This window comes from Brevundimonas sp., assembly GCF_032017145.1.
Lineage (GTDB): Bacteria > Pseudomonadota > Alphaproteobacteria > Caulobacterales > Caulobacteraceae > Brevundimonas.
On sequence record NZ_DALZQC010000037.1, the window covers coordinates 1 to 21,327 of the forward strand.

A 21,327-nucleotide genomic window follows, 5' to 3' on the forward strand; every position below is an offset into this window, starting at 1 on the left:
GCCCCTGCCCCTGCCCCATCCGTGGCCCGAGTTCAAACGCCCGCTATAGGTCAACCTTCCAAGGCGGACGACGCGATCAAGGCAGCCATCGCCAAGCTGATGGAGGACGCGCGGGTTCAGGTCCAGATCGCAGTCGCGACCACCACGCCCAAGCCTGCCGCGATGACGCCCGATGTGACCGCTGCGGTGACGGCCGCTCTGATCGGCGACGTTGAAACGGACGCCAAGCCAGACGATGCGCCTGGGCTGATCAGGACGGACGCACCGACGCCGCTTCGCGCCAGCCGCCACGACGCAGGCGAACGCGTCGAACCTGTGCTCACCGAGGCGTCCACAACGCCGGCCTCGACCGGCATCGCGACCAAGACTCCGGCCGAAACGACTGCCGCCGCGCCCCTGTCGTCCTCCGCCGCCGACGCCAAGGCCGCGCCCGAAGATGCGGCGCCCCCCGCAAGCGCCGTGCCTGAAAGCGCCGACAATGCGATCCCGACCGCCGCCGGCAGCGACACGGCGCGCAGCCCATCGGCGACGACCGCCGACCACCCGGCCCTGTCCACCCTGTCGCGCGCGACAGTGGAGACCACCACTCATCTCGCAGCCCAGATCGCGCGCAGGCTGGACGGTCGATCCACCCGGTTCGACATGGTGCTGACGCCTGAAGACCTGGGCCGCGTCGATGTCAGTCTAGAGATCGGCAAGGACGGGCAGTTGTCCGCCCGCCTGGCCTTCGACAATCCCGCCGCCGCCGCCGACCTGCGCGGCCGCGCCGACGAACTGCGCCGACAACTCGAGGCCGCCGGATTTCAGATGGCCGAGGATGCGCTGGACTTCTCACAGCGCGATCCATCGGCCGGCGGCGGCGCCTTCGAGCGTCAGCAGCAGCGCAACGCCCTGTTCGCAGGCGGCGGCCGCCTGGCGGCCCAGGCCGATATGCCCGTTCTTCCGGCGCCCGGCGCCTGGACCAACAACTCCCTGGCGCTCGATCGCGTCGATCTGAAGGTCTGACACCATGGTCGACGCCGTATCCACCAGCGCCGCCGCCGGCCGCATCACCAGCGGCACGACTGCGCTAGCCTCGAACTTCGAGACCTTCCTGACCCTGCTGACCACGCAGATGAAGAACCAGGATCCGCTGTCGCCGCTGGATTCCAACCAGTTCACCGCGCAACTGACCCAGATGGCCGGGGTGGAGCAGCAACTGCTGACCAACGACCTGCTGACCAGCCTGTTGAAGGCCCAGTCGGCCGGCGGTCTGGACAATGCCTCCAACTACATCGGCAAACAGGTCACCGCCGCCTGGACCGCGACCGAGTTCAACGACGGCAAGGCGACCTGGGCCTATGAACTGGGCAAGGACGCCGAAAAGGCCACGCTGCAGGTCGTGGACAGCAAGGGCGCCGTGGTCTGGGAAGGCGCCGCGCCCAACACGTCGGCCGGCCTGCACACGTTCAACTGGGACGGCAAGATGAAGGACGGAAGCGCCGCCCAGGACGGCGGCGTCTATACGCTGAAGGTCGCCGCGACCGACTTCTCCGGGGCCTCCATCGACAGTCAGGCCCTGATCCAGGGCCGCGTGACCGGCGTCGAGATGTACAACGGCGCGCCCTATCTGGTGATCGGCAAGTCGATCCTGCCCCTCTCGACCGTGATCTCGCTGAACGAGGTCACGGCTCAAGCCAACAATGACGATACGGAGAATCCGAAAGTCACCACCGAGGAGGCGGCCGCATGATGCGCTTCGCCGCCTTCCCGATGATTTCCTTGTAAGGAGCGTTCTTCCATGAGCCTCAACAGCGCCATGCTGGCCGGCGTGTCCGGTCTCGCCGCCAACTCCGCCGCCCTGGCGGCCATTTCCCAGAACATCGCCAATGTGAACACCGTGGGCTACAAGCGCACGGCGGGCGAGTTCCAGACCCTGGTCAACAGCCAGACCAAGACGGGCAGCGGCTTTTCCGCCGGCGGCGTCGCGGCCAATACCCGGTCTTTCATCAGCCAGGAAGGTCAGATGCAACGCACGACCGAGAACACCGACCTGTCGGTCAACGGTCAGGGCTTCTTCGTCACCACCACCCAGCCCGAAGGCAACGCCGCCACGGACACGCGCCTGTTCACTCGCGCCGGGGCCTTCCGCGTCGACAAGCTGGGCTATCTGAAGAACAGCGCGGGCCTGTATCTGCAGGGATGGCCCGTTGACGCCAACGGCGACATCGCGACCGATCCGTCGGACCTGTCGCGTCTGCGTTCGATCAACATCGGCTCGGTCGGCGGTACGGCCGAACCCACGACCCGTGTCCAGATCAACGCCAATCTGCGCTCGACCCAGGGCGTGTCCAGCGCGGCGGCGGCCCAGTCCTACAAAGGGGTGGAGGACACCACCACGCCCAGCCCCGCCAAGCACGATGTCGCCGTCAGCTATTCACGGATCGACGCGAACAACTATGCGGTGACGATCAAGACCGGCATCACCAAGATCACCGGAACGGCGACCTATGACGCCAGCGGCGCCCTGACCGGCTTTGCGCCGGACAACGCCAACAGCGCCAATGGTTCCGCGACCAGCACCGCCACCCAGATGACCATCACCTCGACCAGCGCGGGGACGGCCGGCACGCCCTTTACCTTGAACCTGTCGGACCTGGGCCTGACCACGAACGGGATCGCCAAGACGAAATACGATCCCTCGGTCAACTCGATGGCGATGTACGACGCCGACGACGACAGCCCGGCGGGCGTGAAGCCGGACTTCAAGATGAACATCCCGGTTTCGGACTCCAAGGGCGGCCAACGCAATCTGGAAATCCGTTTCCTGAAGAGCGAACAGCCGAACCAGTGGTACGCCGAAATCGTGTCGGTTCCCGCCAGCGACGTCGTGACCGGCGCGCCCTATTCCAACGGCCAGATCAAGACCGGGCTGATCGCCTTCACCCCGTCCGGGCGCCTGGACGTCGATACGATGAAGTCCTGGCCGACGGGCAAGGGCCTGTTCGACGATCCGTCGAGCGCCAGCCTGTCCTTCCTGAAGTCGGACCCCAACAACACCATCGACCCCAATGATCCGACCGACAACGGCAAGATAAAATGGGCCGACGGCCTGGGCATCGCCGACCAGATCGTCAACCTGGACCTCAACACCTCCGCCGGCGGCCTCAGCCAGTTGAACACCGCCTCGGTGGTTCAATCGACCATCACCAACGGCACCGCCTTCGGCAATCTCAGCAAGATCGCCATCGACGAGAGCGGCTTCGTCACCGCCATCTTCGACAATGGCGTGATGCGTCGCATCGCCCAGGTCGCCGTCGCCACCTTCCCCAGCCCCGATAGCCTGAAGGAGGTGTCGGGCAACGCCTACGCCGTCAGCCTGCAGTCCGGCACGTTCAACCTGAAAACGGCGGGGACAGGGGGCGCGGGCTCGATCGCGTCCCAGCAGCTGGAGTCCTCCACCGTCGATCTGTCGGCGGAATTCACCGGCCTGATCACCACCCAGCGGGCCTATTCCGCCTCGTCCAAAATCATCACCACGGCCGATGAAATGCTGGCCGAGCTGATCAACATCAAACGCTGATCGGCGAGTAAGTAAGCGTTAGTTTCGATGAATCGTCGCGAAAGCAAGGTTTACGGAGTCGTTCGTGGAGGGAGGGATTTTATCCGTTCCTTCACCACGACGCTTAAACGGACCTTAGGCGAGGTCGCCTATTTTCATGACACTACGGTGTTGGTGAAAGAGGCATAGGACCATGTTGCAAGAGCGACGCCTTAATAGCAAAGGCGAACAATACGTGGTCGGACCGACTGGCACGCCCCTGACCCTGAACGACCTGCCGCCGTCCAATACGGACCGCTGGGTCATCCGCCGCAAGGCCGAGGTCGTCGCCGCCGTTCGCGGCGGCCTGATCAGCCTGGACGACGCCCTGGCGAAGTATCGCCTGACGGCGGAAGAGTTCCTGGCCTGGCAAAAGGCGATCGACAAATGGGGCATGCAGGGTCTGCGCACCACGCGCATCCAGACCTACCGCTCCTGAGGGTTTCCCCGAAGACGAAGAAGGGCCGCATCCGGCGACGGGTGCGGCCCTTTTCGTTTGCGGGCCTCGAAATCGCGCCGGTTCCGCACTAAATGGCCGCAATGACATTGGTCGAAGATTTCTGCCCCGTTCCCGACATCGCCCGTACCGACATGGATGCGGCGGTCGAGAGCGCGCGGGCGGCGGTCGGCCTGCCGGTCGGGGCGCGCGTGGTGGCGGCGATGTCGGGCGGCGTGGACTCCACCGTCGTCGCAGCCCTGCTTCATAAGGCCGGATACGATGTCGTCGGCGTCACGCTGCAACTTTACGACCACGGCGCGGCGTTGAAGAAGAAGGGCGCATGCTGCGCGGGCCAGGATATTCACGACGCGCGTCTGGCCGCCGACATGATCGGCATTCCGCATTATGTCCTGGACTATGAAAGCCGGTTCAAGGACGCGGTGATCGACCAGTTCGCCGACAGCTATCTGAAGGGCCAAACGCCGGTCCCCTGCATCCGCTGCAATCAGACGGTCAAGTTCCGCGACCTGCTGGACGTGGCCCGCGACCTGGGCGCCGAAGCCATGGCGACCGGCCACTATGTCCGCCGCGCCGTCGCCGGCAACCGCTCGCAGATGCGCAAGGCGATCGACCATTCGCGCGATCAATCCTACTTTCTGTTCGCCACGACCCAGGACCAGCTCGACTATCTGCGCTTCCCCCTGGCCGATCTGGAGAAGCCTCAGGTGCGCGGCGTCGCCGCCGAACTGGGTCTGAAGATCGCCGCCAAGCCGGACAGCCAGGACATCTGTTTCGTGCCTTCGGGCGACTATCGCACCCTGATCGACCGTTTGCGGCCGCAAGGACGCGAGGCCGGCGAGATCGTGCATATGGATGGCCGCGTGCTGGGCCGGCATTCGGGCATCACCGACTACACCATCGGTCAACGGCGGGGTCTGAACGTCGCCGTGGGCGAGCCGCTGTTCGTGACCAGGCTGGAGCCCGAAACCCGCCGCGTCGTGGTGGGACCACGCGAAGCGCTACTGACCGCGTCCCTGACGCTGGAAGAAACCAACTGGCTGGGCGACGCGGCCACGATCCGCGAGGCGGCCAAGGCCGGCATCCCCGTCCTGGCCCGCGTGCGTTCGACGCGCCAGCCCTCTCCTGCCCGTCTGACCTTGATCGACGGCGCGATTTCGGTCGCGTTCGATCAGGGCGAAGAAGGCGTCGCGCCGGGTCAGGCCTGCGCGCTTTACGACCCCGCCGACCCCGACAGGGTTCTGGGCGGCGGCTTCATCCGCGACACGACGGCGGCCGCCTGAGACTCCATTCTCATCTGCAACCAGGCTTCAGCCATGAGAATTGTGGAGACTGCGTGGAGGCTGATTGGATTTTTGTCGGACATCGGGCTCAGCGCCAGACATCAAACCTGCATCTCAGTGTCGCGCGCCTGTGAACTGCACATCGCAAAGGCGGCGTAATCCCCGGCTCGACTAAGCAGGGGATATAAATGCACCGTCAAACCAAACTGCGCCTTCAGCTGATGCTGGGGACCGCGCTTCTCGCCGCGCCCGTCACCGCTCTGGCCCAAACCGCTCCGGCGCCCGTCGCCAATGCGCCCGTGGGTCTGGACGACATCGTCGTGACCGCCACCAAGCGCGAAACCAATCTGCAGGATACGCCCATCTCCATCTCGGTGGTGAACTCCGAGGCGCTTCAGAACCGTCACGTCCAGAGCCTGATGGACCTGGCCGACGGCGCGGTGCCGTCGCTGCGCGTCGCCACCTTCGAGGCCCGTCAGTCGGCCCTGACCATCGGCATTCGCGGCATCGTGCCGAACGACGCCAACCAGCCCGCCCGCGAGCAGGGCGTCGGCGTCTATGTCGACGGCGTCTATCTGGCTCGCCAGCACGGCCTGGCCTCCGCCCTGCTCGACATCGAGCGCGTCGAAGTGCTGAAGGGTCCGCAAGGCACCCTGTTCGGCCGCAACACCGAAGGCGGCGCCCTGTCGCTGGTCACCAAGAAGCCCACGGGCGTCTTCGGCATGCGCGCCATCGCCGGCGTCGGCAATCTGGAATCCTACAACTCCGAACTGCACGTCGACTTCCCCGCCATCGGCGACTTCGCCTTCAAGGTGGACGGCGTGCTGCAGGTCCAGGGTCCGGTGACCGAGAACATCCTGCCGGGCGAGACGGGCTTTGGCCAATACGACCGTCGCGGTCTGCGCTTCCAGACGCGCTGGACGCCCAGCGAGAACTTCACCGCCGACCTGGCCGCCGACATCGGCAAGGACAAGAACACCCCGTTCTACAGCCAACTGCTGAACTTCAACCCGAACGGCCTGACCGTGGTGCCGTTCACCTCGGCCTCGGTGCCGTCCGGCAGCATCCGCGGCCTGTCACCCCTGGTTCAGGTCGAAGGCTCCAAGCGCATGACGCAGGCCGACATCGGCGTGCCCCAGCAGTGGAGCGTCGACGACACGCGCGGCGTCGATCTGCACATGTCGTATCGCCCGACCGACGCCCTGGAAATCCGCTCGATCACGGCCTACCGCGATCTGGACGTCGAACAGTACGACAACATCGCCGGCGCGCACCGCCCGCCCGTCGTCGGCCCGAACGGCAAGTTCAGCCGTTATTCGCTGGCCGGCTTCTGGCAGCACCAGTTCAGCCAGGAACTGCAGGCCGTCGGTTCGCTGGGCGACAGCATCGACTATGTCGGCGGCGTCTTCTATTTCAAGGAAACGGTGTCCGACGACGCCTCGACGCCTTCGACGAACCAGTGGAACGCCGACGGCACGGGCTACACCATTCTGGACCCGACCCCGACCATCCGCGGCTTCCGCTCGATGGACCGCAAGTCGACCGCCCATTCGGAATCCAAGGCCATCTACGGTCAGGCCACCTGGACCCCGGCCAGCATGGACGCCCTGCACCTGACGGTCGGCGGCCGCTACACCTGGGACGACAAGGACGGCGTGCTGGAGCTGGTCAACAATGACCTGCCGATCGTCAATGGCGTGAAGGGCGTGCTGCGGTTCAACTCCAAGGTCGATCGCTTCGACCCGCTGGTCACCCTGGCCTATGACGTCACCGACAGCATCAACCTCTACGGCAAATATTCGACCGGCTATCGCGCAGGTGGCGCCTCCTCGCGCTCGCTGACCTATCGTTCGTTCGATCCCGAAGAGGTGAAAGCCTATGAACTGGGTCTGAAGAGCGACCTGTTCGACCGTCGCGTCCGCCTGAACGCGGCCATCTATGCGATGAACCGCACCGACAGCCAGATCGACTTCAGCCTGGTCACCGTTCAAGGCGCGTCGACCCGCAACACGCTGGAGACCATCAACGCCCCCGGCACCACTAAAATCCGTGGTCTGGAGCTGGAAGGTCAGTTCCGCGCGACCGACAACCTGACCCTGTCGGCCTCCTACGCCTACACCGACGCCAAGGTGCCGGACACGGTGAACCCCTTCAACGGCCAGACCCAGAAGGTCTTTATCGCCTACACGCCGGAAAACGCCGCCAGCTTCGCGGCCGACTGGAACTCGCCCTTCATGGGCGCGACCCTGAAGGCCCACGTCGACGCCAACTACGCCGACGCCAACCACAGCTTCGAACAGTTCGAGATCAAGAACGACTCGTCCTTCGTGGTGAACGCCCGCGTCGCCATCGCCGACATCACCACCCGTGACGGCGGCCCGCTGCTGGAAGTGGCCCTGTGGTCGCGCAACCTGCTGGACGAAACCTACGTCTATCGTCGCGACCCGTCGAACCGGAACACTCTGGGCGACTACGGCAACTTCAACAATCCGCGCACCTTCGGCATCGAACTGCGCGCCTCCTACTGAGACGTTCCTCCCGAACGACGACTGGCCCCCTTCCGCCTCGGCGGGAGGGGGTTTTTCTTCGTGTGCGTGAAGCCTTTGCGACGGCGCCATGAAACTTGTCCGAAGGCGTCCGGTTTTGCTGGATTTCGGCGTGAACGCCGGTCATGGCGGCGACGGAGACGCCATGAGCAGCTTGATCCTGATCGCCGATGACGACCGCGAAAGCGTCGAGACGCTGGACGCGGCCCTGCGTCGCGAGGGCCTTCGCACCGTCGTCGCCCAGGATGGGCAACAGGCCGTAGAGTTGCACGCCGCCCTGAAGCCCGACCTGGTGCTGCTGTCCGTCGCCCTGCCCGTGCGCGACGGCTGGGACGTGTTGGGCGAGTTGCGGCGACGCGGCGACACGCCGGTCGTCATGATCGGCGAACAGGACCGGCCTCATCATCGGCTGCAGGCGCTGCGCATCGGCGCCGACGACCATCTGACCCGCCCCGCCGATCCGGTCGAGGTGGCCGCCCGCGTGCAATCCATCCTGCGTCGCGCGACCGGAGGACGAAACGCCAAGGTGCTGCGTGTCGGCCCGCTGGAGGTCCAGTTGGAGAACTATATGGCGGCGGTGCTGAACACAGGGGGGCGGCGCCGGCTGGACCTGACCCTGACCGAGTTCCGAATCCTGGCGCACATGGCCCGCACGCCGCTTCGCGTCTTCAGCCGAAGCGAGATCATGCAGGCCTGTTTCGACAATCAGGCGGTCCTGGAACGCACCATCGACAGCCACGTCAGCCACCTGCGACGCAAGCTGGAAGGCGCCGACGCCGCCGGCCTGCTGACCAATGTGCGGGGCGTCGGCTATCGCCTGGACGCGGAGGCCTGACGCCTCAGGCCGCCGCGTACACCCGCAGACGATGACCGTCCGGGTCGCCGGCGACGAAGCTGCGACCACGTCCCAGATCATGAGGCGGCGTCAGTATGCGCGCGCCGCGATCCCACCAGTCGATATGGGCCTGATCGACCGCCGCCGCACCGTCCATCGGGAACTCGATCTCGCAGACCGAACCGCCCTCTCCGCAGCGCCGCATCAGGCCCAGCGCACGCCCCGAACTCAGCTTGAACAGCGCCCGGTCCGCCCGCGCCACCACCGGCCGGCAGCCCAGCAGACCGGCGTAGAATCGCGCGCTGACCTCCGGGTCGGCCACGGTCAGCAGAATGTCCTCGATCTCGCCCATCGCCCTGTCCCTTGTTTCGACAGAGAACAGATTAGCGATGCCTACTGCCAGTTTCCGTCAGCATCACGCCGCACGTGGGCGCGATCATGCGCCTCTTTCCAGCGCTTCATCAGCACCTGCCGTCGCGCGGGATAGCGCGCCTCCATCACCTCGGCCTCCACGATCCGGTCGGTGCGGAAACTGCGGAAGTCGTCGCGCAGTTCGCACCAGGCGATCAGCAGGCGCACCCGGTCGAAGAAGGCCAGGGCGAAGGGCCAGACCAGCCGTTCCGACGCCGTCCCCGCCTCGTCGCGATAACACAGTCTCAGCCGCCGCTCCGTGCGGATGGCCTTTCGCAGCAGGGCCGGATCGACCGCATCGACAGGGAAAGGCGCGCCCGGCACGACCAGCAGGGCCGAGGTGTCCATCTCCTCGCGCAGATCCGACGGCAGCACCGCCGAAATCCGGCCCAGCGCCGCCAAGGCCGCGTCGCGCATCCTCGGATCGGCCCGATCCGCCACCCAGCGCGACCCCAGCACCAGGGCCTCGATCTCCTCCGGCGTGAACATCAGCGGCGGCAAGAGGAACCCCGGCTTCAGCACATAGCCGACCCCCGCCTCCCCCTCGATCGTCGCCCCTTGCGCCTGCAGGCTGGCGATGTCGCGATAAAGCGTCCGCAGGCTGACGCCCATCTCTTCGGCCAAGGCGCGTCCGCTCACCGGCCGCCGATGACGACGCAAGACGTTCAGCAGATCGAGAAGACGCTCGGAGCGGGACACCCGACGATCTTAGCAGACATCCTGCCGAGAACTGGCAGCAGAAGCGTCGATCAGGCCGCTTCCTTGGGCATGACGTCGCCGACGGTGGGTCGGTTTTCGGCCCGGGTCAGTTTGATGTCGCGCGGCTTCACGATTTCGCCGCAGCAGCCGCAGGCGATGCGGGGCGTCAGGGTGTGACCGCAGGTCTTGTGAATCATGTCGATGCCGCTGTCGGCGTCGCCATAGACATGTTTGGCGCCCCAGCCGTGCAGGGTGACCAGCACACCGTACAAATCCTTGCCCTTGGCCGTCAGGACATATTCGTTGCGAGGCGGGCGCTCGGAATAGAGGCGCGGCTCCAGCACGCCATGCTGGACCAAGCTTTTCAGACGCGAGGCCAGGACATTGCGCGCCACGCCCAGATTCTCCTGCCACTGCTCGAAGCGGCTAACCCCGTTGAAGGCGTCGCGAATGACCAGCAGGGTCCACGGATCGCCGATCACCTCCAGAGTGGCGGCGATGGAGCAGCTTTGGCGGCTGTAGTCGGCGGTGCGTCCCATGAGCGGAAAGTGACCCCGCGTCAGCCGTTTGGCAAGGGTTGCAAATCCAAACCCTCTAGGTCAGTCTTGTTTGGCAACGGACGTGCGAACCTCCGGGTTCGCTGGCCTGTTCCTTCGACTGGCGGAAGCCCTCGCTTTCGGGCTTCCGCCGATCTTTCGCCTGACGCAGGATCGCGCCATGTCCGATGATCAATCGCCCGTGTCGCTCGACGCCGCCCGATAGGGGCTTTCCGTTCGGCGGATTGCCGGCGGCGATGTGCGTCCGGGACGGCGCTCCGCTGGTCCTGTCGCGACAGCGGCGCAAACTGCTGCCGCAGCGCAGCGGCTGAGCCGGGTCAGGCCTCGTTCATCATTATCGGGGACTATCGCGCATCTCTGGAGCCGTCCTCATGCGCCGTCGAAATCCCCTTGTCCGCCTATCCCAGGCTGTCCTGCTCGCCGCGGGCTGCCTGACGCTCCAGGGCTGTCTGGTCGGCGCGGTCGTCGGCGGGACCGCCGCCGTGGTCGGCGGCACGGCCAAGGCCACGGGCGCGGTGGTCGGCGCCGGCTTCGACGCGGTCACGACCTCGGACGAGGAAACCCGTCTGAAGCGCGAACGCGAGCAGCGCGACTACGAACGTGAACAACGCCGGTGCGAACAGCGCCAACGTCAGGGCCGCAGATGCTGAGGCCGCGATGACGCCCCTCGTCTTGATCCCCGGCCTGGCCTGCACGGCCGAGATGTTCGCCCCTCAGATCGCGGCGCTCAGTCCGCGCAGGCCGGTGAGCGCAGCCTCGACGCTGAAGGGCGACGGCATGGCCCAGATGGCCGCCGCCATCCTGCGCGAGGCCCCGCCTCGCTTTGCACTCGGCGGCGCTTCGATGGGCGGCTACATCGCCTTTGAGGTCCTGCGCCAGGCGCCTGAACGTGTGGAGCGGCTGGCGCTGATAAGCACCACCGCCCGTCCCGATGCGCCCGAGCAGACGGTGCAACGACAAAACCTAATCGACCGGGTTGAGGCCGGAGAGCTCGAAACCCTGTTGCTCGAAGTCTCACCTCGTCTGGTGCATCCGTTGCACAAGGACGATCGGGCGCTGATCGACACTCAGGTCCGCATGGGTCTGGAAATCGGCGCAGACGGTTTCGTGCGTCAGCAGAAGGCCAGCATCGCCCGGGTGGATTCGCGCCCCGACCTGCCGGGCATCCGAATTCCCACACTGGTATTGGTCGGCGACCGCGATCCCCTGACTCCGCCGATCCGCTCGCGAGAGATGGCCGATGTCCTGTCGGACGCCCATCTGGTCATCGTGCCCGAGTGCGGCCACGCCTCGACGCTGGAACAACCGCAGGCCGTCAATGCGGCGCTGGAAGAGTGGCTTTCAGCCTAAAGGCTCAGCACGCACCGCTCGTTGATGGTGGGCCGCGCCACCTGAATGCGGCACAGGCCCGGCCATTCGGGCTTCAACCGCGCGACGAACCACAGGCACAGGTTCTCCAGGCTGGGAAGCTCCAGCCCCGGATGCTCGTTCAGCATCCCGTGGTCCAGCGTCTCGGCCGCCGCCTTAAGCGCCCGGTCCAGCGCGCCCAGATCCGCCACCCAGCCATGTTCGACGTCCAGAACCTCGGACCGCACCGTCGCCTCGACCGTGAAGGAATGGCCGTGGACGCGGCGATAGATGCTGCCCTCAGGCTCGTTGGGGAAGTGGTGGGCGGCGTCGAACGTCGCCTGTTTGGTGATCTCGAAGACGGGCATTAGCGGACGCCGATATATTTGTGGGTCTGGACGCTCAGGCGCCATTGGGGGTGGGTCAGGCAGTATTCGATGGCGGCGGCGGTGTTCGCGACCTGATCCGGCCCATCCATCGGCTGCAGCCAGAAGCGTTCGAAATCCAGATGCTCGAACCGGTCGGGCATGGCCTTGCTTTGCGGAAAGACCAGTTTCAACTCCTGCCCGCGCGTCTGGACCACCGGCGCATCCGCCTTGGGGCTGACGCAGATCCAGTCGATCCCGTCGGGCGCCGCCAGCGTGCCGTTCGACTCAATGGCGATTTCGAACCCGCGCGCATGAAGGGCCGCGATCAGCGTGGCATCCAGTTGCAGCAGAGGTTCCCCGCCGGTGCAGACAACCAGTTTCGGATCGCCTTCGCGTCCCCGCCACAGCGAGGCGACATGATCGGCCAGCAGGTTCGCCGTCGTGAACTTGCCGCCGCCGCCGCCGTCCACACCGACGAAATCGGTGTCGCAGAAGGTGCAGACCGCGCTGGCCCGATCCTGCTCGCGCCCGCTCCACAGGTTGCAGCCGGCGAAGCGCAGGAAGACCGCAGGCCGTCCCGCCTGTCCGCCCTCGCCCTGCACGGTCAGAAAGACCTCCTTGGCCGAATAGGTCATTGTGAGGCGGCCCATTCCTCGTAACCCGCCGCGCGCAGGTCGCACGCGGGGCATTCACCGCAGCCATAGCCCCAGGCGTGCCGATGCGTTCGGTCGCCCTGATAACAGGTGTGGCTATCCTCGATGATCGTCTCGACCAGAGCGGCCCCGCCGATCTGCTGCGCCAACTCCCACGTCTGGGCCTTCGTCAGCCACATCAGCGGCGTCTCGATCACCACCGGCTTGTCCAGTCCCAGCGACAGCGCCCGCGCCATCGCCACCATCGTCTCATGACGACAGTCGGGATAGCCGGAATAGTCCGTTTCGCACATGCCGCCGACCAGAACCTCAAGCCCGCGCCGGTCAGCCAGCGCCGCCGCCGCGACCAGGAAGATCAGGTTGCGACCGGGCACGAACGTCGTCGGCAGGCCGCGCGCATCCATCTCGATCTTGCGGTCGGCGGTCAGGGCGCTCTCGGCGATCCGACCGTATCCGGTCAGGTCCACCACATGATCATCGCCCAGCCGATCCGCATACTGAGGCAGGGCCCTGGTCATGCTGTCGCGCACTGCATGGCGCGCCTGCATCTCGACCGCATGGCGCTGGCCATAGTCGAAACCCACCGTCTCGACCCGGTCGAACCGCTGCAGCGCCCAGGCCAGGCAGGTCGCGCTGTCCTGCCCGCCCGAGAACAGGACCAGGGCCGATTTTTGGATCTTTTCCAGGATTTCGCTCATGACAAACCTGCGGTCGGCCGGTGGCCGCGCGCATGCACAAAGGGATGAAGACCCCAGATGGGTCGGGCGGGCCTCATACACCAGACCCTCGCCGGGGGCAAAAAAGGCGGATTTGCGTCGCGTCTGCCGCAGCTTAACCAATCGGCAAGCGATTTCGGGCTTATACTCAAAACGAGTAGGAGTTCCGGGCAGTATGCCGACCATCGAAACCCTTTCCGAGCGTCCAAAGCCGGTGGCTCCGACGGCGCTTGGGTGCGAGGTGCTGGCGCGTTTCGAACGCGAGCCGGACACGCTGGTCATACCCGTCGTCGATGGCGACCGGCCCGTCGGCCTGGTCGAGCGCACCGCCTTTCTGGAGAAGATCGCCGCCCGGTTCGGCCACGCCCTTTACGACCTTCGCCCCATCACCTTCGCCATGGACGCCGAACCGGCGGTGGTGGAGGCCGGCGTTCGCATCGACGCCTTCTGCGACATCATGCTGAAGGGCGGCCCGGCGGCCTTGCTGCGGGGCTTCATCGTGACCCGCAACGGCGCCTATCTTGGGGTCGGAACCGCCGCGACCCTACTCCAGGCGGTCAATACGCGCCAGCGTGAACAGAACGAACAGCTGGCCGAACAGGCCGCCATCCTCAGCGACACCCGGGCTCAGGCCATCGCCGCCGCGCGCGCCAAGAGCCAGTTCCTGGCCATCATGAGCCATGAACTGCGCACGCCGATGAACGGCGTGCTGGCCGTCGCCGAACTTCTGCGTCGCCAGCCCCTGACGGCCACAGCACAAGCGCATGTCCAGACTATAGTGGATTCCTCCGAGACCCTGCTGCGCATCCTGCAGGACGCGGTGGACCTGTCCAAGGCCGAGGCGGGCGAGCTGGAGTTGTCCAATACCCCCACGGCCCTGCGCGCGGTCATGGACGACATCCAGTCGATGTGGGAGCCGCGCGCCTCCCAGGACGGCGTGACCCTTCTGGTCGGATATGAGGGCGACACCGAACTGGCGGCCGTGATCGACGGCGTGCGCCTGAAACAGGTGTTCAACAATCTGATCGGCAATGCGCTGAAGTTCGCCCGCAACGGCGTGGTCGAGGCCGGACTGAAGGCGTGGGTCGAGGGCGACGGCATACGTATGGAGGCCCGCGTTCGCGACGACGGGCCGGGCGTGGACATCGACCGGGTCGATTCCATCTTCGAACCCTTCGTCCATGGCTCGGGCCCCGACGGCGCCGGCCTTGGCCTTTCGATCTGCCGGCAGGTCATCGACCGGATGGGCGGCCGGATCTGGGCCGAGAACAACAAGGGACGCGGCGCCACCTTCGCCTTCGACCTGACCGCACCCCGCGCGGTGGTGGAGGCCGACGTCCAGTCGAATGTCGCCGACCTGGCCGGTTTCGATCTTAAGGCGGCCCCGCACATCCTGATCGTGGACGACAACGCCACCAACCGCGTGGTCGCCCAGGCGCTTTGCGAAATGTTCGGCTGCAGTTCAGAGCTGGCCGAGGACGGGCTGGAGGCGCTGCAAGCCGTTCAGGAGAGCCGCTACGATCTGGTCCTGATGGACATCAAGATGCCGCGCATGGACGGGGTTCAGGCGACCCAGGCCATTCGCGCCCTGCCCGCCCCGGTCGGCCGCGTGCCCATCGTGGCCCTGACCGCCAACGCCGACCCTGAGGACGCCAAACACTATCTGTCCATCGGCATGGCGGCGGTGGTCGAAAAGCCGATCAAGCCCGAACGCCTGCGCATGGCCATGAACGCCGCCTTGGCGGCGGCGCAGGACGCCGAAAATCAGGACGCATCGGGCCGATCAGCCGCCTGACCAGCCTCAATCCGGGCTGACGTCCGACGTCTCCTCGTCCTCCTCGTCATAACCCACAAGGCGCAGCGCCCTGGCCTTCTGGCCGTTGATCTCGGCCCAGCGCAGCAGACCCTCCTCCCGGCCATGGGTGATCCAGACCTCCTCGGGCTCCAGTTCGAGGAATGTCGCCGTCAGTTCGTTCCAGTCAGCGTGGTCGGACACGATCAAGGGCAACTCCACACCCCTCTGACGCGCACGGGCCTTTACCCCCATCCACCCCGAGGCGAAGGCCGTGACCGGGTCGGCGAACCGGCGCGCCCAGCGATCCTGAATGGCCGACGGCGGCGCGATGGCGACCTCGCCGCCCAGAGCGTTCCTGGGCAGGTCGCGCGTCGGCAGGAGCGGCCCCAGGTCAACGCCCTCGCGCTCGTAGAGGGCGTTCAACCGCTCCATAGCGCCGTGATAATATATGGGTCGCTCCCACCCCGCTTCGCGTAGCAGACGAATTATCCGTTGCGCCTTGCCCAGGGCATAGGCCCCGACCAGATGCGCTCTCTCCGGGAACTGACCCAGGGAGCGCACCAGCCGCCCCACCTCCTCTTCGGCGGGCGGATGGCTGAACACGGGCAGGCCGAAGGTCGCCTCGGAGATAAAGACATGACACGGGATCGGTTCGAACGGCGTGCAGGTCGGATCGCGACGGCGCTTGTAGTCGCCCGAAACCACCATCGTCAGCCCTTTCCAGCGCACCTCGACCTGGGCCGAGCCCAGCACATGACCCGCCGGCGCCAGTCTTAGATCGACGCCGTTGATCGCCGTCGCCTGACCATATTCGACCGACTGGGCTTGGCCGGTGAAATCGGCGCCATAGCGTTCGGCCATGATCGCCAGTGTCTGCCGCGTCGCCAGCACGGCCCCGTGTCCCGCCCGCGCGTGATCGGAATGACCATGGGTAATCACCGCCCGATCCACCGGACGCACCGGATCGACATAGAAGTCGCCGGGCGGGCAATATAGGCCGGCAGGCGTCGGATGCAGCAGGTCTTCGGCTCGGATCATGGTTCCCTAACGCACTCGACGCCATCGGGTCGCCGATCCATACAGGACCACCCGCAAACCCCGCCCGAAAGGCCGTCCTGCTTGATGTCCGACAGCTTCCTGACCTCCATCCTGCCCCAACTCGCGGCTGGCGCGGCCCATACCGGAGCGCTGGGCTTCGCCTTCGACGGCCTGCACGATGGCGAGCCGCGCATTCGTGTTCCCTGGCGCGAGGATCTGGTGGGCGATCCCGACAGCGGCGTGTTCGCCGGCGGTCTGGTCACGACCCTGCTGGATCATATCGGCGGCCTGGCCGTCTGGACGGCTCTCGGCGCCTTTCAACCCGTCGCCACGGTCGACTTACGCGTGGACTATATGCGCGCCGCCCGGCCGCATCGAGATCTGTTGGCTCAGGGCGTTTGCTATCGCATGACCCACACCATCGCCTTTGTGCGGGCCTGGGCCTTCGAGGACGATCCATCCGACCCGGTGGCGGCGGCCCAGTCGGCCTATATCTTCAATCCGTCTCGCGAACGCCTGGTCGGAGCGGCCGCATGACCGACATCCTGGCCACACTGCCCTACGCCCGATTCCTGAGCCTGAAGACGCTTGTCAGCGGCGACGAGATCACCGTGATCATGCCGTTCTCGGACAAGCTGATCGGCAATCCGATGCTGCCGGCGCTGCATGGCGGATCGACCGCCGCCCTGCTGGAGATGACCGCCATGGCGCAGTTGGCGCTGGCCTTTCCCAGCCCGCGCCTGCCCCGTCCGATCAACGTCACCGTGGCCTATCTCCGCACGGGGCGGCCCATCGACGTCTTCGCCCGGGCCAGGATCAGCCGCGCCGGCCGCCGCCTGGCCCACGTTCAGGCCGAGGCCTGGCAGGAAGAGCGTGCACAGCCCATCGCCAGCCTGACCGCGCATTTTCTGCTCGACAACCAGAACTGATCGTCCGGGTTCGGACGCTCGATTCGTCCCAGAACCCCGCCGCTGCTGACATTCAAGCGCCAGCGATGACGCGCGCTTCAACGCGCGATTGTCAAAAGGTATGAACATACCCCTATCAAACAAGGTTAAGGCGTGATAACCATAAGCCCTCTGTAACCATACCTTGAGGGGCTCTCATGGACCGGACTGAAGTCGTCACCAGCGTTGCTGGCGATCTGCATGCTACCGAACTCGCGATCGACGCCGCGATCACTCAGGCGACGACCCTGGTTCAATCCTTCATCGGCGCCCGCGCCGCCCTCTCGCTCTCGCCGGTCAGCGGCACGATGTCCCAAGCCAAGGCCATGGAAACCATCGCCGCCCTGTCGGCCGCGCGCGAATCCATCGTGGCCTGCCACGCCGAACTGCAAAAGGACCACCGTCGCCTCGGCTACGGCGCCTATGCCGCCGGCCCCGTCGCCAAGCCCGACGACTGGCTGGACCCGAAGGAAGAAGTGCGCACCCGCAACCACCTGCGCTCGGTCGGTTGATTTCCGGCAGATGAATTGTTGGTAAGCTTGGCTTACTGCGATTTCAGTTTCGCCTGACTTCGGTCATTATCGCCCTCGCGCATTTCTGCGCGGGGGCGATTTGCCATGCTCAACATCGCCTATGCCATCGTCGGCGCGGTTTTCATGGTCGGCATGGCTGTGTTTGCCTTCCTGAAGGGTGGACAGGCTGAACGGCTGGGCGCCGGATCGTATTTGTTCGCTTGGTTTGCGACAATCGTCATGCAAGAGAACAATGGATTCACCCGCGTCGTGCCTGCGGGGATGTTTCTGATCGACCTTGCATTATTGCTGGCTTTCGCAAGCATCGCTTGGCGGTATCGCCAGTCTTGGCCGGTTTGGGCCAGCGGCCTACAACTGCTCGTGGTCATGTGCCACGTGATGCTTTTGACCAAACAACCGATTATGGTCGTTTCCCTGTATACGATCATGAATTTGACCGGGTACCTGATCATTCTCTGCCTGATCGTCGGCACCTTCTTCTCTTGGCAAGAACGTCACATCACTGAGATGAATAGGTAGAAATTCCTACCTCCAACGCCTATCCTGCGACGAATCAGTCGTTGGGACGCCATGCCGCTGTCGCACGCCAAACTTTGGAAAGCCGTCGATAATCTGGCGCGGCGGGAGGGTCTGACCCCGTCGGGCCTTGCCCGGCGCGCGGGGTTGGACGCCACCAGCTTCAATCCCTCCAAACGGTTCGGGGCGGGCGATCCGCCGCGTCCACGCTGGCCCTCGACCGAAAGCGTGACCCTGGTTCTTCAAGCGACGGGCGTGTCCTTGGGGGACTTCGCGGCCTTGGCCGAGGATGCGCCTGAGCGCCTCGCGACCGTTCCATTGCTTGGGCTGGCCAAGGCGGGCGACGACGGCTTTTTCGACGATGCCGGCCTGCCCACGGGCGACGGCTGGGATCAAACCGAACTGCCACGCGCCAAGGACACTCTGTTCAGCATGACGATAGACGGAGATTCGATGTCGCCGCTTTACCGGGAAGGCGACCGGGTTCTGGTGGATCAGGACGAAACCCGTGTCCGGCGGGGTGACCGCGTTGTCGTGCGTCTGATGACCGGCGAGACCATCGCCAAGGAGGTGGCTGGCCTGACCAATCGGGCGGTCACCCTGGCGTCCATCAATCCCGACTATCCGCCCCGGATCGTGCCCCGACGCGACATCGAATGGATGGCGCGCATTCTGTGGGTCAGTCAGTAACGGTCATGCAAAGGCCCCGCGCGGCGAACCGGCGGGGCCTCCATGGAGCCGACTAGTGTTAGTTGGCCGTGACGTAGTGAGCGTTCACCCAGCCGCCGCCGGCGATCTGCACCCACTCGCCCTGCGAGCCGATGGCGGTGAAGGGCTGACCGGCCGACAGGGTGCCGGCGGTGCGATAGTTGGTGCCGGGGCCGCTTCGAATGCGCAGATTGGACGAGGCGCGGTATTGCGAACCGTTGGACACCGAGGCCGCACGCGCGCGCTGCTGGTTACAGCCGATGTAGGAACCGGCGGCGGCGCCGGCGCCCGCGCCGACGATGGTGCCGGCGGTGCGTTCGTTACGGGCCAGGTTCGACCCCACCACCCCACCGACGACGGCGCCGATCAGGGCGCCCGCACGCTGGCGACCACCGGGAGCGTCGCAGTTGGTAACGCCGTTGGCCTGAGCCTGGGCGGCCATCGGAGCGGCCGTCACCATGGCGGCCAGAGCCGCAGCCGTGGCCAGACCCGTCTTGAAAATCTTGTTCGACATAACTCTTCTCCTGTCAGCGCGTTTGCCGATGAGGAGAGAATGCACAGACGAACCTGAAGGCTCCCGGAGCTTCGCCGTTATTTTCGGTTCATGTTGGTCACCGCCGGAACGATGTCAGGCGACCAGTTCCCCGTTCGCCCCCGCTTCGATCAGCGCGATCGTCTGCGGCAAACCATAGATGGCGGCGAACGAGCCGAAGCGCGGTCCCTGCGACGCGCCCAGCAGCACTTCATACAGCGCCCCGAACCAGGCCCGCAGCGGTTCGAAGGCATGATCCTTGCCCACCGCATAGACCTCGTTCTGGATCAGCTCGCCGTCCGTCGTATCGGCAGGCAGCGTCCTCAGACGCGCCGCCAGATCCTTGAGCGCCGCCTTCTCCTTGTCATCCGGCAAACGGTACGACTTGGAGGGCTTCACGAAGTCCTCGTAGTAGTTCAGCGCATGGTCCATCAGCCGGTCCAGCAGCGGCTCGTTCTCAGGCGTCGCATCCGGCAGATATTTGGCGAAATAGGCCCACAGCTGCGCCTTGGTGGACGCATTGGCCACGCCCACCAGGTTCAGCAGCAGGGCGAACGACACCGGCGAGGTGTGGGTCGGCGGATCGCCCGCGTGAATCGACCATACGGCGTTGTCGATCCGCTTGGCGGCTTCTTGCGTCTTGTAGCTTTCGATGAAGGCCAGATAGTCGTCGATCGCGCGCGGAATGACGTTGAAGTGCAACGACTTGGCCGACTTGGGCGACTGGAACATATACCACGACAGGCTCTCGGGCGTGCCGTAACGCAGCCATTCGTCCATCGTCAGGCCATTGCCCTTGGACTTCGAAATCTTCTTGCCTTCGATGTCCAGGAACAGTTCGTAGTTGAAGCCTTCCGGCGGCGTGCCGCCCAGGGCGCGGCAGACCTTGGAGCTTTCGCGCACGCTCTCGATCAGGTCCTTGCCCGACATCTCATAGTCGATGTCCAGCGCGACCCAGCGCATGGCCCAGTCGGGCTTCCATTGCAGTTTCACATGGCCGCCGGTGACCGGAACCTCGGTACGGTTGCCCGGCTCTCCTGCGGGATCTTCGAAGGTGATCGTGCCCTTCTCGACATTACGCGCCAGCGTCGGCACCTGCAGCACATGGCCGGTGATGGGGCTGATCGGCAGGAAGGGCGAATAGGTCGCGCGCCGCTCTTCGCCCAGGGTCGGCAGCATGATGGCCTGAACCGCGTCGAACCGCTCCAGCAGGGTCAGCAGGGTCGCGTCGAACCGCCCGGACCTGTAGGTCTCGGTCGAGGACATGAACTCGTAATCGAAACCGAAACTGTCCAGGAACGCCTGAAGACGCGCATTGTTGTGCGCGCCGAAACTGTCATAGGCGCCGAACGGGTCGCGCACACGGGTCAGCGACAGATGCAGGTCTTCGCGCAGCATCTCCGGGTTCGGGATGCCTTCGGGAACCTTGCGCAGGCCGTCCATGTCGTCGCTGAAGGCGATCAGGCGCGTCTTCCAATGATCGCCGGTCAGGGCGCGAAAGGCGTTGCGCACCATGGTCGTGCGCGCCACCTCGCCGAACGTGCCCATATGCGGCAGACCCGACGGGCCGTAACCCGTCTCCAGGATCACCGGCCGTTGCAGGGCCTCGAACTTCGCCAGCGCCTCGTCGGCCTTGCCCGCGTCGATCAGGGCCTTGGCCTCGGCGCGATCCGCCTCGGCCAGCCGTTTCTTCAGCACATGGGCCAGAAGATTGCGGGCTTGCTCAAACGGCCAGGACTTGGCCTCGCGGGCGAGAGTTTCGAGGTTCTGTAGCATGGGCGGCGGTTTGCAGGCTGTAAACCGCGC

General features: G+C 65.5%; 24 protein-coding genes. 15 read left to right on the forward strand and 9 right to left on the reverse strand.

Going from position 1 to position 21,327, the window contains the following annotated elements; translation table 11 throughout:
* The first annotated feature begins 21 nt into the window (after positions 1 to 21).
* The 7 genes from RTU05_RS08180 to RTU05_RS08210 all read left to right on the forward strand — a co-directional run bounded on the left by RTU05_RS08180 (position 22) and on the right by RTU05_RS08210 (position 8,701).
* Positions 22 to 1,005, forward strand: coding sequence for a flagellar hook-length control protein FliK (locus RTU05_RS08180; protein ID WP_312597300.1), 984 nt, complete (start codon positions 22 to 24; stop codon positions 1,003 to 1,005).
* A gap of 4 nt (positions 1,006 to 1,009) precedes the next feature.
* Positions 1,010 to 1,732 carry a flagellar hook capping FlgD N-terminal domain-containing protein gene (locus RTU05_RS08185; RefSeq protein ID WP_312597302.1) on the forward strand — a complete coding sequence of 241 codons (723 nt, stop codon included), beginning with the start codon at positions 1,010 to 1,012 and terminating at the stop codon, positions 1,730 to 1,732.
* Positions 1,733 to 1,780: 48 nt separating this feature from the next.
* Entirely contained in the window at positions 1,781 to 3,562 is a 1,782-nt protein-coding gene (gene flgE / locus RTU05_RS08190) for a flagellar hook protein FlgE (RefSeq protein WP_312597304.1), read from the forward strand.
* 172 nt (positions 3,563 to 3,734) lie between these two features.
* Positions 3,735 to 4,019 (forward strand): DUF1153 domain-containing protein, encoded by a 285-nt coding sequence (locus tag RTU05_RS08195; RefSeq protein ID WP_248118960.1) that lies wholly within the window; start codon positions 3,735 to 3,737, stop codon positions 4,017 to 4,019.
* 92 nt (positions 4,020 to 4,111) lie between these two features.
* Positions 4,112 to 5,320: a tRNA 2-thiouridine(34) synthase MnmA gene (mnmA, locus tag RTU05_RS08200; RefSeq protein WP_312597305.1), complete on the forward strand. Its 1,209-nt coding sequence runs from the start codon at positions 4,112 to 4,114 to the stop codon at positions 5,318 to 5,320.
* A gap of 188 nt (positions 5,321 to 5,508) precedes the next feature.
* Positions 5,509 to 7,848, forward strand: a complete 2,340-nt coding sequence (locus RTU05_RS08205) for a TonB-dependent receptor (RefSeq protein ID WP_312597307.1) — start codon at positions 5,509 to 5,511, stop codon at positions 7,846 to 7,848.
* A 163-nt stretch (positions 7,849 to 8,011) separates the two neighbouring features.
* A complete protein-coding gene (locus RTU05_RS08210) occupies positions 8,012 to 8,701 on the forward strand; it encodes a response regulator (RefSeq protein WP_312597309.1) in 690 nt (229 codons plus the stop codon).
* Between the two features lie 4 nt (positions 8,702 to 8,705).
* Here RTU05_RS08210 and RTU05_RS08215 read toward each other — a convergent pair whose 3' ends face one another.
* The 3 genes from RTU05_RS08215 to RTU05_RS08225 are packed head-to-tail and all read right to left on the reverse strand — an operon-like array spanning position 8,706 to position 10,350.
* Positions 8,706 to 9,053: a VOC family protein gene (locus RTU05_RS08215; RefSeq protein WP_312597311.1), complete on the reverse strand. Its 348-nt coding sequence runs from the start codon at positions 9,051 to 9,053 to the stop codon at positions 8,706 to 8,708.
* 41 nt (positions 9,054 to 9,094) lie between these two features.
* Positions 9,095 to 9,811 (reverse strand): YafY family protein, encoded by a 717-nt coding sequence (locus RTU05_RS08220; RefSeq protein ID WP_312597313.1) that lies wholly within the window; start codon positions 9,809 to 9,811, stop codon positions 9,095 to 9,097.
* Between the two features lie 50 nt (positions 9,812 to 9,861).
* On the reverse strand, positions 9,862 to 10,350 hold the full coding sequence (locus RTU05_RS08225) for a helix-turn-helix domain-containing protein (RefSeq protein ID WP_248118954.1): 489 nt from the start codon (positions 10,348 to 10,350) through the stop codon (positions 9,862 to 9,864).
* A gap of 389 nt (positions 10,351 to 10,739) precedes the next feature.
* Between RTU05_RS08225 and RTU05_RS08230 the strand changes: the two genes are divergently transcribed.
* Both RTU05_RS08230 and RTU05_RS08235 read left to right on the forward strand, forming a co-directional pair.
* On the forward strand, positions 10,740 to 11,018 hold the full coding sequence (locus RTU05_RS08230; protein ID WP_312597315.1) for a hypothetical protein: 279 nt from the start codon (positions 10,740 to 10,742) through the stop codon (positions 11,016 to 11,018).
* Between the two features lie 7 nt (positions 11,019 to 11,025).
* Positions 11,026 to 11,718 carry an alpha/beta fold hydrolase gene (locus RTU05_RS08235; RefSeq protein ID WP_312597317.1) on the forward strand — a complete coding sequence of 231 codons (693 nt, stop codon included), beginning with the start codon at positions 11,026 to 11,028 and terminating at the stop codon, positions 11,716 to 11,718.
* On the opposite strand, the gene RTU05_RS08240 is transcribed toward RTU05_RS08235, so the two are convergent.
* From RTU05_RS08240 to queC, 3 genes are read right to left on the reverse strand one after another with little or no spacing between them, the layout of a single operon-like run.
* Positions 11,715 to 12,083: a 6-carboxytetrahydropterin synthase gene (locus tag RTU05_RS08240; RefSeq protein WP_312597319.1), complete on the reverse strand. Its 369-nt coding sequence runs from the start codon at positions 12,081 to 12,083 to the stop codon at positions 11,715 to 11,717. The genes RTU05_RS08235 and RTU05_RS08240 overlap by 4 nt on opposite strands.
* On the reverse strand, positions 12,083 to 12,718 hold the full coding sequence (gene queE / locus RTU05_RS08245) for a 7-carboxy-7-deazaguanine synthase (protein ID WP_312597350.1): 636 nt from the start codon (positions 12,716 to 12,718) through the stop codon (positions 12,083 to 12,085). Before queE ends, RTU05_RS08240 begins: the two co-directional genes overlap by 1 nt.
* The gene (gene queC, locus RTU05_RS08250) at positions 12,715 to 13,434 is read right to left on the reverse strand and encodes a 7-cyano-7-deazaguanine synthase QueC (protein WP_409411604.1); all 720 of its coding nucleotides are present in this window, start codon (positions 13,432 to 13,434) and stop codon (positions 12,715 to 12,717) included. The genes queE and queC overlap by 4 nt, the downstream gene beginning before the upstream one ends.
* Before the next feature lie 193 nt (positions 13,435 to 13,627).
* Here queC and RTU05_RS08255 point away from each other — a divergent pair, with 193 nt between their 5' ends.
* A complete protein-coding gene (locus RTU05_RS08255; RefSeq protein ID WP_312597321.1) occupies positions 13,628 to 15,247 on the forward strand; it encodes a response regulator in 1,620 nt (539 codons plus the stop codon).
* 6 nt (positions 15,248 to 15,253) lie between these two features.
* Here RTU05_RS08255 and RTU05_RS08260 read toward each other — a convergent pair whose 3' ends face one another.
* Complete coding sequence (locus RTU05_RS08260; protein WP_312597323.1) at positions 15,254 to 16,285, reverse strand: ligase-associated DNA damage response exonuclease; 1,032 nt, start codon at positions 16,283 to 16,285, stop codon at positions 15,254 to 15,256.
* A gap of 84 nt (positions 16,286 to 16,369) precedes the next feature.
* Between RTU05_RS08260 and RTU05_RS08265 the strand changes: the two genes are divergently transcribed.
* The 5 genes from RTU05_RS08265 to RTU05_RS08285 all read left to right on the forward strand — a co-directional run bounded on the left by RTU05_RS08265 (position 16,370) and on the right by RTU05_RS08285 (position 18,971).
* Positions 16,370 to 16,822: a PaaI family thioesterase gene (locus tag RTU05_RS08265; RefSeq protein ID WP_312597325.1), complete on the forward strand. Its 453-nt coding sequence runs from the start codon at positions 16,370 to 16,372 to the stop codon at positions 16,820 to 16,822.
* The gene (locus RTU05_RS08270) at positions 16,819 to 17,214 is read left to right on the forward strand and encodes a PaaI family thioesterase (RefSeq protein WP_312597327.1); all 396 of its coding nucleotides are present in this window, start codon (positions 16,819 to 16,821) and stop codon (positions 17,212 to 17,214) included. Before RTU05_RS08265 ends, RTU05_RS08270 begins: the two co-directional genes overlap by 4 nt.
* A 176-nt stretch (positions 17,215 to 17,390) precedes the next feature.
* A complete protein-coding gene (locus tag RTU05_RS08275; RefSeq protein WP_312597328.1) occupies positions 17,391 to 17,744 on the forward strand; it encodes a hypothetical protein in 354 nt (117 codons plus the stop codon).
* 105 nt (positions 17,745 to 17,849) lie between these two features.
* Complete coding sequence (locus RTU05_RS08280; RefSeq protein WP_312597330.1) at positions 17,850 to 18,284, forward strand: hypothetical protein; 435 nt, start codon at positions 17,850 to 17,852, stop codon at positions 18,282 to 18,284.
* Positions 18,285 to 18,335: 51 nt separating this feature from the next.
* On the forward strand, positions 18,336 to 18,971 hold the full coding sequence (locus RTU05_RS08285) for a helix-turn-helix transcriptional regulator (RefSeq protein WP_312597332.1): 636 nt from the start codon (positions 18,336 to 18,338) through the stop codon (positions 18,969 to 18,971).
* 58 nt (positions 18,972 to 19,029) lie between these two features.
* On the opposite strand, the gene RTU05_RS08290 is transcribed toward RTU05_RS08285, so the two are convergent.
* Positions 19,030 to 19,503, reverse strand: a complete 474-nt coding sequence (locus tag RTU05_RS08290; protein WP_292021700.1) for an SH3 domain-containing protein — start codon at positions 19,501 to 19,503, stop codon at positions 19,030 to 19,032.
* A 114-nt stretch (positions 19,504 to 19,617) separates the two neighbouring features.
* A complete protein-coding gene (locus RTU05_RS08295; RefSeq protein WP_312597334.1) occupies positions 19,618 to 21,297 on the reverse strand; it encodes a lysine--tRNA ligase in 1,680 nt (559 codons plus the stop codon).
* Positions 21,298 to 21,327 lie beyond the last annotated feature (30 nt).